6 protein-coding genes and 4 rRNA genes are annotated in these 13,956 nt (G+C 59.0%); 1 reads left to right on the forward strand and 9 read right to left on the reverse strand.

From position 1 onward, the window contains the following. Positions 1-41: 41 nt before the first annotated feature. Both BLU88_RS17170 and BLU88_RS17175 read right to left on the reverse strand, forming a co-directional pair. Entirely contained in the window at positions 42-2,171 is a 2,130-nt protein-coding gene (locus BLU88_RS17170) for an ABC transporter ATP-binding protein (protein ID WP_092016663.1), read from the reverse strand. Position 2,172: 1 nt separating this feature from the next. Further along, complete coding sequence (locus tag BLU88_RS17175) at positions 2,173-3,906, reverse strand: ABC transporter ATP-binding protein (protein ID WP_092016664.1); 1,734 nt, start codon at positions 3,904-3,906, stop codon at positions 2,173-2,175. 216 nt (positions 3,907-4,122) lie between these two features. On the opposite strand from BLU88_RS17175, the gene BLU88_RS17180 reads away from it, so the two are divergent. After that, positions 4,123-5,235, forward strand: a complete 1,113-nt coding sequence (locus BLU88_RS17180; protein WP_092016666.1) for a DUF6882 domain-containing protein — start codon at positions 4,123-4,125, stop codon at positions 5,233-5,235. Positions 5,236-5,315: 80 nt separating this feature from the next. Here BLU88_RS17180 and BLU88_RS17185 read toward each other — a convergent pair whose 3' ends face one another. The 7 genes from BLU88_RS17185 to rrf (BLU88_RS17215) form a co-directional block, all read right to left on the reverse strand. After that, positions 5,316-5,570 (reverse strand): hypothetical protein, encoded by a 255-nt coding sequence (locus BLU88_RS17185; RefSeq protein WP_092016668.1) that lies wholly within the window; start codon positions 5,568-5,570, stop codon positions 5,316-5,318. Between the two features lie 200 nt (positions 5,571-5,770). Then, positions 5,771-5,889, reverse strand: a 5S ribosomal RNA gene (gene rrf / locus BLU88_RS17190). A gap of 198 nt (positions 5,890-6,087) precedes the next feature. Further along, a 23S ribosomal RNA gene (locus BLU88_RS17195) occupies positions 6,088-9,203 on the reverse strand. A 417-nt stretch (positions 9,204-9,620) separates the two neighbouring features. After that, positions 9,621-11,145, reverse strand: a 16S ribosomal RNA gene (locus BLU88_RS17200). Together the 16S, 23S and 5S rRNA genes form the textbook arrangement of a ribosomal RNA operon. Positions 11,146-11,715: 570 nt before the next feature. Beyond that, positions 11,716-12,957, reverse strand: coding sequence for a type II toxin-antitoxin system HipA family toxin (locus BLU88_RS17205; RefSeq protein ID WP_092016669.1), 1,242 nt, complete (start codon positions 12,955-12,957; stop codon positions 11,716-11,718). Next, complete coding sequence (locus tag BLU88_RS17210; RefSeq protein ID WP_092016671.1) at positions 12,954-13,247, reverse strand: helix-turn-helix domain-containing protein; 294 nt, start codon at positions 13,245-13,247, stop codon at positions 12,954-12,956. Before BLU88_RS17210 ends, BLU88_RS17205 begins: the two co-directional genes overlap by 4 nt. A 440-nt stretch (positions 13,248-13,687) precedes the next feature. Beyond that, positions 13,688-13,806, reverse strand: a 5S ribosomal RNA gene (gene rrf / locus BLU88_RS17215). Between the last annotated feature and the right edge of the window lie 150 nt (positions 13,807-13,956).

The following is a 13,956-nucleotide window of genomic DNA, read 5'->3' on the forward strand; positions in this document are numbered from 1 at the left end:
CCCGTGCTCGAGCACGAGGACCCTGCGACAGGACCCAACAGTCAGATCTGCGGGGAGGGACCGTCGTCCTCTGCCGGCGCCTCAGTGGTTTCACCTTCGGTATCAGGTCCGTCTGTGCCGTCACCTTCGGAAGCCGCAGTCTCGTCGACCGGCGCACCGACCTCCGGCTCTGCCTCGGCGAGCACCTCAGCGGTGAACTGCTCCTCAGCGTCCTCTCCGCGGAACTGCGACATGTACAACCGGTGGTAGGCGCCTTCGGCGGCAAGCAGCTGCTCGTGATTGCCGTGCTCGACGATCGCACCATCCTCCATCACAAGGATGGTGTGGGCGTCACGGATCGTCGACAGCCGGTGGGCGATGACGAACGAGGTCCGATCGGTCCGCAGGGCCGCCATCGCCTGCTGCACGAGCACCTCGGTGCGGGTGTCGACCGAGGAGGTCGCCTCATCGAGGATGAGCAGCGAGGGGTCGGCGAGGAAGGCTCGGGCGATGGTGATGAGCTGTCGTTCACCGGCCGAGACGCTTCCGCCGTCGGAGTCGATGATGGTGTCGTATCCATCGGGCAGCTGCCGGACGAATCGGTCGACCATCGTCGCCTTGGCGGCCGCGACCACTTCCTCGTCGGTGGCGCCCAACCGACCATAGCGGATGTTGTCGGCGATCGTGCCTTCGAACAGCCAGGCGTCCTGAAGCACCATGCCCACATGCGACCGGAGGTCGGCACGGCTGAGGTCGCGGGTGTCGATGCCGTCGAGGAAGATGGTTCCGCCCGTGATCTCGTAGAAGCGCATCACGAGGTTGACCAGAGTGGTCTTGCCGGCGCCGGTCGGGCCGACGATCGCCACTGTGTGTCCCGGTTCGGCGGTGAAGGACACCTTCTCGATGAGAGGCGCCTCCGGAGCGTAGCGGAAGCTCACCTCGGAGAACTCGACCTTTCCCGGGGTGCGCGGGGGCAGCTCCTGCTGGACTTCGTCGGCGTCCTCCTCCTCGGCGTCGAGCAGCTCGAAAGTCCGTTCCGCCGAGGCGACACCGGACTGGAGCATATTCGCGACACCGGCCATCTCGGAGATCGGCTGCGAGAACTCACGGGAGTACTGGATGAACGCGGTCGCATCGCCGAGCGTCATCTGTCCGGTCGCCACCTTGAGGCCGCCGGCGACGGCGATGAGGACATAGCTGAGGTACGACACGAACTGCATCGAAGGCATGATCATGCCGGAGACGAACTGCGCTCCGGCCGATGCCTTGTACAGCGATTCGTTGCGACGGTCGAACTCCTCGAGCATGACTTCGTCCCGACCGAAGGCCCGGACGATGTCGAGGCCGGAGAACGACTCTTCGACGTGTCCGTTGACCTCACCGGTGTGCTTCCACTGCGCTTTGAACAGCTTCTGCGACCGGGTGCCGATGACACCGGCGATGATCGCCGACAGCGGCAGAGCGATGAGAGCCAGCAGTGCGAGCTGCCAGGACACGATGAACATCATCACGCCGATGCCGATGATCGTCAGCGCCGACTGCACGAGCTGCGAGAACGCCTGCTGCAGGGCCTGCTGGATGTTGTCTACGTCGTTGGTCACTCGAGACATCACGTCGCCACGCTGCCGAGTGTCGAAGTAGCGCAGCGGCAGACGGTTGATCTTGCGTTCGATGTCCTCACGCAGTCGGTAGACCACGCGCATAACGAGGGCATTGAGGATGTACCCCTGCGCCCACATCAGCATCGAGGCCACCAGGTACATGAGCAGGACGACAATGATGATCTGGCCGAGCGCAGTGAAGTCGATTCCCTGCCCGGGCACCACCTCGGCGGTGGAGAGCATATCGGCGAAGTCGTCGCGGCCTTCGGCTCGGGCACCGGCGATGATGTCGTCGATGTTCGCACCCTCGGGCAGCTGCGCACCGATGACTCCGGAGTAGACGACGTCCATCGCCTTGCCGAGCACCTTGGGAGCGATGACGGTGAGGACGACGGAACCGACGACGAGGGCGACGACACCGATCATGCCTTTCTTCTCACTCGCCATGAGTCCGAACAGGCGTTTGACGGAAGGCCAGAAGTGCTTGGCCTTGCGCGGAGGTGTGCCGCCGCTCATCTCGAGCTCTTCGCCGCTGGGGATATATTCGTCTTCCGCTGCCACCACGGTTTCTGTCGAGGTGTCATTGGCCATGTCAGTTCACCTCTTCCGTGGTCAGCTGCGATTCGATGATCTCGCGGTAGGTCGGGTTCGTCTCGGCGAGTTCCTCATGAGTGCCGCGACCGACGATCTTCCCAGCCTCGAGGACGATGATCTGATCAGCGTCCCGGATCGTCGACACGCGTTGGGCGACGACGATGACGGTGGCATCCCCCGTCGACTCGTCGAGGGCCGCCCGCAGCCGTGCGTCGGTGGCGACGTCGAGAGCGGAGAACGAATCGTCGAACACGTAGATCCGCGGCTTCACCGTCAGGGCTCTGGCGATGCACAGACGCTGACGCTGCCCGCCGGAATAGTTCGTGCCTCCCTGGGCGACGCGCTCTTCAAGCTGATCGTTCTTCTCGGCCACGAAGCCATCGGCCTGAGCGATGCGCAGAGCCTCCCACAGCTCTTCGTCAGTAGCGTCCTCATTGCCGAAGCGCAGGTTCGAAGCGATCGTCCCGGAGAACAGGTACGGCTTCTGCGGCACCAGGCCGATGAGCTGTGCCAGCTGGTGGCGGTTGAACTCGGTGACAGGGTTTCCGTCGATGAAGATCTCGCCTGCCTGCGGATCGATGAGTCTGGGGATGAGATTGACGATCGTGGACTTGCCCGAACCAGTCGATCCGATGATGGCGGTGGTCGTTCCGGGCTGGGCAGTGAAGGTCAAACCTTCCAGCACGGGCTCCTCGGCGCCGGGGTATCCGAAGGTGACATTGCGGAATTCGAGCTCACCGCGGCCGGGCAGATCCGTGACACCGGCCGGGATTGTCATCGTGCTTCGGGTGCCGAGGATCTCTGAGATGCGTTCGGCGCAGACGACGGCGCGCGGAATCATCATCATCATGAATACGCCCATCATCACGGCCACGAGGATCTGCAGCAGGTATTGGAGGAACGCGGTCAGCGATCCCACTTCCATCTGTCCGGCATCGACGCGGTGACCGCCGAACCACAGGACGGCTGCAGTTGCGAGGTGGAGGATCATCATGATGGCGGGGAACATGAGGACGAACAGATTGCCGACCTTGACCGAGGTTTCGGTCAGAGCACGGTTGGCATCGGCGTAGCGGTCGGTCTCGAAGGGTTCACGGACGAAGGCGCGGATGACGCGGATGCCGGTGATCTGTTCGCGCAGAACGCCGTTGATATCGTCGACCTGGTCCTGCATGCGGCGGAACAGCGGCATGAGGAGGTAGACGAGGATGGCGACGACGATGAACAGGACCGGCACGGAGACCCACACCAGCCAGGACAGCCCGGCGTCTTCACGCAGGGCCATGATGATGCCGCCGATGCACATGATCGGTGTCGAGACCATGAAGTTCAGGGTCATGAGCACCAGCATCTGAACCTGTTGGACGTCGTTGGTGTTCCGGGTGATGAGGGTGGCGGACCCGAATTTTCCGACTTCGAGCATCGACAGGTCATCGACCTGCCGGTAGATGGCTCTGCGGAGGTCACGACCGACGCCCATTCCCGTGCGGGCGCCGAAGTAGATCGCGGTGATTGCTGTGACGACCTGCACGAAGCAGACGAGCAGCATCGTCATGCCCGTCGACCAGATGAAGTCGGTGTCTCCCTTGGCGACACCTTCATCGATGATTCGAGCATTGAGGCTGGGAAGGTACAGCGCTGCTATGGTCGAGGCCAATTGCAGGATGACGACGAGAAAGATGAACGGCCAGTAGTTTTTGGCGTATTTCAGGGACAGGCGGAGTAGTGCCACGTTGAACGTCCTGAGTGAAGAGTGGCTGACAATTGAGTCGTGAGTGTTGCGAAGCGCAACAAACTACCTTACATGGATTCTCCTCCCAGAGATAGATGATCGGGGCGGCGGATCGGGCTCTTCAGTTGAGACCTCTACCTCATCATGAGGCACTGACACGGGCTTCGCACCGCGTGCCTCCTCGATTCTCGGGCGCTCCCGCATACGCTTGAAAGCATGAGCTCAACTCTGCAGGATCTGGTCAATCGCGCCGTCTTCTATTCGACGGAGGTGCAGACGCATTTCGGTGCGCTCATCTCCGACGCCGAGTGGGAAGTCGACTTCAGCTCCGACCCGCACCTGACGTTCACGTCGGCCGACGGCGCCGTCCTGCGCACCCGGCCGCATCTGCTCGGTTCGGAGTCCGACCGGGAGAAGACGTGGCTGTGGGGGTGGGAGAACGTCAATGACTTCCCCGATGCTGTCGTGGGCCTGTCCCACGAGGTGCGCAAGTTCGGTGCCGCGGAAGAGGTCACCGAGCTCACGACCCCCGAGATCTCCCTCGATGAGGAACTCGCTCTGCGTCTGACCCTGGCGTCGAAGGAAGCCACCGACAATTGGGCCCACTATCCTGCCGCCGCTGGTGCCGGTACAACTGTGTGGCTCCTCGTCGAAGCCGCCGAGATCGCGCTGCCCACACCGCAGGTCAAGGTGTCTGTGCGGGCACTCATGCAGGGGTTGACGCAGACGACAGTCACCGACCACCGGGCGGCCATCGAGTCGTACGTCGCCAAGCGCGGAATTCCGACGGCGGACCTCCCCGAGGGCGGCATGCGGATGCTGTTCGCCGACGGCTCCGCGGATCTGTCGTTCGACGATCAGCGACGCATCTCCAACTGCGACCTGAATGCGCCCCTCGAGGGCGAGGCTGCCGAGCAGTTCGCCGCCGCTGCGGGGTCCACCGGCACCCCCACCGAGGCGGCCGCCTCCTCCCGTACGCCAGGCTCGGCCTCCGCTCCCGCCGCGGAGGAAGCTGCGGCACCAGCTGCGACGGCACCTTCGGCTCCCGCGCCCGCTCCGGTGGAGGAACCGTCCCGGACGGAAACCCAGCCGGTCGAGGAACCCGCCGCTGAGGCGACCCCAACGGCCGAGACCCAGGCCGACGACGCTGCAGAGCCCGCAGCGGAGGCTGCAGACGCTTCGACACAGGACAAGCAGCCGGAGGTCGAGCAGTCGGCAGGAGACGAACCTGTTGAGCCCGCTGCGGCGAAGACTCCGATCGAGGAAGAGCCTGCCAAGGAGGCCAAGCCGAAGAAGAAGGGGCTGTTCTCGAAGCTGTTCGGGCGCTGAAACACCAACGAGCTGGTAGATCACCGGCATCACCTTTGGGACCCCGCCGATCGGTGGGGTCCCTCACGATTCATCGGCTTTCAGCGATTGACAGGTGTCTCGGGGCCCCACCGGAAGCCACGGCTGAAGAGGAACCGTCGCTCTTCATCGTTGCGCAGCTTCAGTTCCGCGTCGTCCGATTGCAGCGAGAACGCCCTCGCCCCCGTCTTCGAGTACCGGCACTCGACTGTGCCGATGGAGTCACGAATCAGCCCCTGAGCACCTTTGCGAACCGGGTAGAACTCTGCTGTGATGACCACCCCATCGACTATGAACACACGGACAACGATCTCCATGTCACCAGCCACGAGGCACTCCGACGCTTCCTCCACCTCCCCTGGTTGCTACCTGACGGGGGCCCAGCAACCCCGCGCCAGGTAGCTGGGCCCCCGCCAAGTAGCACCAACCACCACACAACCCACCCAACACACTCATTCGTGAATACAGTGATGGCCCCGCCCAAAAACTGGACGAGGCCATCACCCCAAAAAGAATATTGCGGCAGTCACTTACTCTCCCACAACCACCAAGTTGCAGTACCATCAGCGCGAATGGGCTTAGCTACCGGGATCGGAACGGTTAACCGGGCGTTTCCCCACCACTATCACCACCGCAAAACCAACAAACCACCACCACAACCCCACACAAGGTCATCAGCGGTAATGGTCCAAGAACCGCACAGCGAACGCGAACACCAAAAAACCTATGCAACATGCACACCCACAACGGGGCATGAACTCTTCCAGCCACAACTAGAAAAGACTACTCACAAAACAAACTCGCACACACACCAACCCCAACAAAAAGAAAGTGGTTGATGAGTGATCGGTGTATTAGTACCAGTCAACTCCACACCTCACAGTGCTTCCATACCCGGCCTATCAACCCCATCATCTATAGGACACCTCCCCTGACAACAGTCAGTTGGAAATCTCATCTCGGAGCCGGCTTCCCGCTTAGATGCTTTCAGCGGTTATCCATCCCGAACGTAGCCAACCAGCCATGCTCCTGGCGGAACAACTGGCACACCAGAGGTTCGTCCGTCCCGGTCCTCTCGTACTAAGGACAGACCTCCACAAATTTCCTACGCACGCAGCGGATAGGGACCGAACTGTCTCACGACGTTCTAAACCCAGCTCGCGTACCGCTTTAATGGGCGAACAGCCCAACCCTTGGGACCGACTCCAGCCCAGGATGCGACGAGCCGACATCGAGGTGCCAAACCATGCCGTCGATATGGACTCTTGGGCAAGATCAGCCTGTTATCCCCGAGGTACCTTTTATCCGTTGAGCGACCACGCTTCCACAAGCCATGGCCGGGTCACTAGTCCCAGCTTTCGCTCCTGCTCGACACGTCCGTCTCACAGTCAAGCTCCCTTGTGCACTTACACTCGACACCTGATTGCCAACCAGGCTGAGGGAACCTTTGGGCGCCTCCGTTACTCTTTAGGAGGCAACCGCCCCAGTTAAACTACCCATCAGGCACTGTCCCTGAACCCGATCAGGGTCCGAAGTTCAGGAATCCACTATGGTCAGAGTGGTATTTCACCGATCGACTCCACCCCAACTAGCGTCAGGGCCTCTACGTCTTCCACCTATCCTACACAAACCACACCGAATCCCAATACCAAACTATAGTGAAGGTCTCGGGGTCTTTCCGTCCTGCTGCGCGTAACGAGCATCTTTACTCGTAATGCAATTTCGCCGAGTTCGTGGTTGAGACAGCAGAGAAGTCGTTACGCCATTCGTGCAGGTCGGAACTTACCCGACAAGGAATTTCGCTACCTTAGGATGGTTATAGTTACCACCGCCGTTTACTGGGGCTTAAATTCTCCGCTTCACCCTTACGAGTTAACAGGTCCTCTTAACCTTCCAGCACCGGGCAGGCGTCAGTCCGTATACATCGACTTACATCTTCGCACGGACCTGTGTTTTTAATAAACAGTCGCTTCTCTCTGGCCTCTGCGACCACCACCAGCACATCCCCACGCATGGTGAGTTCACCGGGATGGTCCCCCTTCTCCCGAAGTTACGGGGGCATTTTGCCGAGTTCCTTAACCACGATTCTCTCGATCACCTTAGTATTCTCTACTCGACCACCTGTGTCGGTTATAGGGTACGGGCAACACACACCCTCACGTCGATGCTTTTCTCGGCAGCAGAGGATCACCAGATCACCCCACCCATGTGGGGCGCCCATCAGCTCTCACACTCTGTGTGGGGACGGATTTACCTACCCCCACGTGCTACAACCTTAGACCGTGACTACCATCGCACGGCCTGGCTACCTTTCTGCGTCACACCTCACGCTTACCGACTCCACACTCAGGTCCCCCACTCAAACCCAACCACAGACCCGAAGGCCTGACGGGATCATCACAGGGTTAGTTTCATGTGTTTTGGTACTGTCGGTTGTGTGTCGGTACCAGAATATCAACTGGTTGTCCATCGACTACGCCTGTCGGCCTCGCCTTAGGTCCCGACTTACCCAGGGCGGATTAGCCTAGCCCTGGAACCCTTGGTCATCCGGTGGACGGGTTTCTCACCCGTCTTTCGCTACTCATGCCTGCATTCTCACTCGAATCGCCTCCACCACTCGTTCACACGGCAGCTTCACCAGCAACTCGACGCTCCCCTACCCAACACCACACCATTACGGCTATACGTGATGCTGCCACAACTTCGGCGGTGTACTTAGCCCCGCTACATTATCGGCGCTCAATCACTTGACCAGTGAGCTATTACGCACTCTTTCAAGGATGGCTGCTTCTAAGCCAACCTCCTGGTTGTCTTCGCAACTGAACATCCTTTCCCACTGAGCACACGCTTAGGGGCCTTAGTTGATGGTCTGGGCTGTTTCCCTCTCGACAATGAAGCTTATCCCCACTGTCTCACTGCCACGCTGAACCTTGACTGGCATTCGGAGTTTAGTTGACGTCAGTAACCCGGTAGGGCCCATCAGCCATCCAGTAGCTCTACCTCCAGCAAGAACCACGCAACGCTGCACCTAAATGCATTTCGGGGAGAACCAGCTATCACAGAGTTTGATTGGCCTTTCACCCCTAACCACAGGTCATCCCCTCCATTTTCAACTGAAGTGGGTGCGGGCCTCCACGCGCTCTTACACACGCTTCACCCTGCCCATGGCTAGATCACTCCGCTTCGGGTCTAGGACACGCGACTAGAATCGCCCTCTTCGGACTCGCTTTCGCTACGGCTACCCCACACGGGTTAACCTCGCCACGCACCGCTAACTCGCAGGCTCATTCTTCAAAAGGCACGCCATCACAGTCATCAAGATACTGCTCTGACGGATTGTAAGCACATGGTTTCAGGTACTCTTTCACTCCCCTCCCGGGGTACTTTTCACCATTCCCTCACGGTACTCATCCGCTATCGGTCATCAGGAAGTATTTAGCCTTACCAGGTGGTCCTGGCAGATTCACACGAAATTCCACGAGTTCCGTGCTACTCGGGCAACGCACACACTGCGACAGGCTGACGTTTCGTCTACGGGACTCTCACCCACTCCGGTCCTGTTTCCCACCAGGTTCGACTACACCAACACACATCACAGACCAGCCATGCTGAACCAGACCATGCACACCCCACAACACCCCGCCAGCAAAACCAGCACGCTTGACACTGACAAGGTTTAGGCTCATCCAGTTTCGCTCGCCACTACTCCCGGAATCATTGTTATTTTCTCTTCCTGCGGGTACTGAGATGTTTCACTTCCCCGCGTTCCCCCCACATGCCCTATATATTCAGACACGGGTCACCACCCTCACGAGTGGCGGGGTTTCCCCATTCGGACATCCTCGGATCAACGCCTGTTTATCGGCTCCCCGAGGCTTATCGCAGATTTCCACGTCCTTCATCGGCTCCTGATGCCAAGGCATCCACCATGCGCTCTTACACACTCACCCAACCCCTCACAGGGACTGGCTGACGTGCGCGCGAAAAATTGTTTCATTCACCTTCACTAGATGATGACAAGAAAAATCACATTACATAAACAACACTCACGTGTTATTTGATGCTCGCGTCCACTATACGATTCTCAAACCACTACCAAACACCCACCACCACACAACCGCTTCACGCCGCCGCCCGGTAGTCGGGTTGGTCCTGTTGGTTGAAACCACACCCACACCTACTGTGCGGGGTTTGTGATTCCAGGACCCAATAACGTGTCCGTTCTAGCCCATACAACAATCAACGTCGACACGGCAGTCACCGGACAACGCTGGAAGGTATGAGCGGAAGAAGTGATGTTCCACCCTTGAGCACCCAACACCAACACGCACGGCCGGTTCATTGGGGTTCCTATGTATGCTCCTTAGAAAGGAGGTGATCCAGCCGCACCTTCCGGTACGGCTACCTTGTTACGACTTAGTCCCAATCACCAGTCCCACCTTAGACGGCCCCCTCCACAAGGGTTGGGACACCGGCTTCGGGTGTTACCGACTTTCGTGACTTGACGGGCGGTGTGTACAAGGCCCGGGAACGTATTCACCGCAGCGTTGCTGATCTGCGATTACTAGCGACTCCGACTTCACGTAGTCGAATTGCAGACTACGATCCGAACTGAGACTGGCTTTAAGGGATTCGCTTACCCTCACGGGTTCGCCTCTCTCTGTACCAGCCATTGTAGCATGCGTGAAGCCCAAGACATAAAGGGCATGATGATTTGACGTCATCCCCACCTTCCTCCGAGTTGACCCCGGCAGTCTCCTATGAGTTCCCACCATCACGTGCTGGCAACATAGAACGAGGGTTGCGCTCGTTGCGGGACTTAACCCAACATCTCACGACACGAGCTGACGACAACCATGCACCACCTGTACACCAGCTCCAAAGAGAAGAACTGTTTCCAGAACGGTCCAGTGTATGTCAAGCCTTGGTAAGGTTCTTCGCGTTGCATCGAATTAATCCGCATGCTCCGCCGCTTGTGCGGGCCCCCGTCAATTCCTTTGAGTTTTAGCCTTGCGACCGTACTCCCCAGGCGGGGCACTTAATGCGTTAGCTACGGCGCGGAGAACGTGGAATGCCCCCCACACCTAGTGCCCAACGTTTACGGCATGGACTACCAGGGTATCTAATCCTGTTCGCTCCCCATGCTTTCGCTCCTCAGTGTCAGTTACAGCCCAGAGTCCCGCCTTCGCCACCGGTGTTCCTCCTGATATCTGCGCATTTCACCGCTACACCAGGAATTCCAGACTCCCCTACTGCACTCTAGTCAGCCCGTACCCACTGCACGCGCAACGTTAAGCGTTGCGTTTCCACAGCAGACGTGACCAACCACCTACGAGCTCTTTACGCCCAATAATTCCGGACAACGCTCGTACCCTACGTATTACCGCGGCTGCTGGCACGTAGTTAGCCGGTACTTCTTCTGCAGGTACCGTCACTTTCGCTTCTTCCCTGCTGAAAGCGGTTTACAACCCGAAGGCCGTCATCCCGCACGCTGCGTCGCTGCATCAGGGTTTCCCCCATTGTGCAATATTCCCCACTGCTGCCTCCCGTAGGAGTCTGGGCCGTGTCTCAGTCCCAGTGTGGCCGGTCGCCCTCTCAGGCCGGCTACCCGTCGTCGCCTTGGTAGGCCATTACCCCACCAACAAGCTGATAGGCCGCGAGCCCATCCCCAATCGAAAAACTTTCCACCACCCAACATGCGTCAGATGGTCATATCCGGTATTAGACCCAGTTTCCCAGGCTTATCCCGAAATCAGGGGCAGGTTACTCACGTGTTACTCACCCGTTCGCCACTCATCCACCAGGTGCAAGCACCCGGCTTCAGCGTTCGACTTGCATGTGTTAAGCACGCAGCCAGCGTTCGTCCTGAGCCAGGATCAAACTCTCCATAAAAAAATTATGTTACGAATGAATCCCAGCAAGACAGCCAACACACGACCACGGGGTGATCGCAGTTGACCAAAAAATACTCCCAACCAAACACGAAGACCACCCCACCACATGCGGACGGTTCAGCGAAGAACCACCCACACCAGGGTGAACCATGTTCGATCAGGTGATTGTCTCACCAGAAAAATACATGTTCTGGCATCACAACTTGTTCAAACAAACACGCTATTGGATTCTCAAACCACAAACACACACCCATCACCACACCACACAAAAACAGCATGTTCACTGGGGGTATCAGTTTCATTTTCCGCTGCCCACCCGATGTTCTGACCCCCGGATCAAACCGTGTTTGTCCTGGTCAGACCCGGTAGAAACCCTGTCTCAGTGACGGTGTTTCCGGCGGGGCAACGAGATATAACTCTAGACCAGGCAAACCCGACCACGCAAATCCAAAACCGACTTTCCCCACGTGACACCCACCACACGATCCTCGGCGCACAATGGTGCCCCTTGCGAAGAGGCCGGCTGAGTCCCAGTCTCTTCGACTGCCGAGCCCGAATACCGAGCGATTCAGCGGCCCGTGCGGATAGCTTTGCGCAGGCGTACAAGCTGCGCGTCGATGACAGTCCCCATCTCGGAGATCTCTGCCCGTCGGATCCCGCGTTCGACAGCCTGCGCCCTCCACCCCTCGACTGCACTCACGACCTCATTCAGCATCGACACAGCGGTCGGCTTCGAGAGGTGGCAGAGAGCGGCGAACTCGAGCAGCGCTTCGGCCTCGAACTCCGCGGACACGACGCCGTTGATAGCGGTCTGCCGTTCGACTGCGGCTTCCGGTTCCGGGTTGATATCGAAAGCCGGGCTCAGCTGCCATCCCGCGTCAGATCGAATGAATCCATGGTTACGCAAGTGATCATCCGTATTGTGCAATGCCACTGAGAACGCCACTCGGCGAAACAATTCAGCGCAGTCGCTGCGCCAGCGTCGGCTGTGGTCTTCGATCGCTTCGACGATATCGAGATAGTCACCGGCTTCTCCGTCCCGACGCCCGGTTGCTGTCATCGCGCTCATATATCCGACTCGACGGTCGGCCGTGCGATCGAACCTCTGCAGAAGAAGCACGGATCTCTCGTCAATGCGCAGTAGCCGAGATTCAGAGGTGTCGATTCCGGCGCTGCGGGCAAGGTCGAGCGTCAGGCCCTCCCACGCGATGATGTCCCGCTCATCGCCGGGACGGGAGAACTTCGCGATCAGCAGCCGGCCTTCATCGTCTGCCACAGATGCTTTGGGGCGCGCGCCACCCAGAGACCCTGTCCCCGCATCGAGAAGACGCTTCACCGCCTGGTCCGACCCTTCTCCGGCCCCATCCGCAGACCGCTGCAGCTCAGGCAAGGAGAGCAGCTTCGGCACACGGCTCGTCGGGCTGAGGAAATCCTCGTCAACAGTACGACGAAACCTCAGAGCCCCCTGCCGAGTGCGATCACTGACTCCAAGCAGGAAGTCGATGTCGGTCAGACGGCGGTCACGAACGATGCCTTCGGCCACTTGCCTCCGATGCTCCTTCGCTACGAGATTACGACCCCACCGGTCAGGAGAGCAGTCGGCGAATGCACCTGGCAGACCGGGTACGTTGAATGGAGCTGTCGACAACGGGAGCTCCGGATCGATGGAATAGGCCCAGCGAGCTCCCGCGTACTCATCGGAATATTTGAACGTCGTCGAAATCTGTCCCCTTGCAATGTGGAAGTACGCCGTACCAACGAATACCGCCGTTCCGCCATAGTCCGTCTCGACCCGGATCTGCTCACTCATCGACGAACCCTGTCTGGCAAGGATTCAGCAGAACGCAGTCTTCCGACATCGGTGCTCATTGGATCGAATGAGGCCGACACGTGGTCGAGCTGCCCCAGGGCCTGCATGACCGACATAACTGCCCCGATTGAGACCCCGGCGTCTCCTCGTTCAACCTTCTGCAGCGTCGATCGAGAGATGCCGGCCCGTTCTGCGACTTCGACGGCTTTGAGCGATTGCATGAGTCGCCACCGACGAATCGAAGTTCCAATCTCGGCGAGACGGCGATCCACAAGGCGTGTAACGCTCATCAACCCTCCTTATGAGTGCAATAACCACCATATACCGACTTACGGACTAGGATACGCGTCATTAATTCAACGGGCAATGCCGGTTCCGTGCAGATCGGGAACCGCTGCTGTGCGGATGGCCTCCAGAAAATCGCGGCATCTCCGTGAGCACACCGCTCTTGGTTGCCGTCGACGAACCGGGTAGAACTCTGCTGTGATGACCACCCCATCGACTATGAACACACGGACAACGATCTCCATGTCACCAGCCACGAGGCACTCCGACGCTTCCTCCACCTCCCCTGGTTGCTACCTGACGGGGGCCCAGCAACCCCGCGCCAGGTAGCTGGGCCCCCGCCAAGTAGCACCAACCACCACACAACCCACCCAACACACTCATTCGTGAATACAGTGATGGCCCCGCCCAAAAACTGGACGAGGCCATCACCCCAAAAAGAATATTGCGGCAGTCACTTACTCTCCCACAACCACCAAGTTGCAGTACCATCAGCGCGAATGGGCTTAGCTACCGGGATCGGAACGGTTAACCGGGCGTTTCCCCACCACTATCACCACCGCAAAACCAACAAACCACCACCACAACCCCACACAAGGTCATCAGCGGTAATGGTCCAAGAACCGCACAGCGAACGCGAACACCAAAAAACCTATGCAACATGCACACCCACAACGGGGCATGAACTCTTCCAGCCACAACTAGAAAAGACTA

Origin of the sequence: Brevibacterium siliguriense (assembly GCF_900105315.1) — a bacterium.
Classification (GTDB): Bacteria; Actinomycetota; Actinomycetes; order Actinomycetales; family Brevibacteriaceae; genus Brevibacterium; species Brevibacterium siliguriense.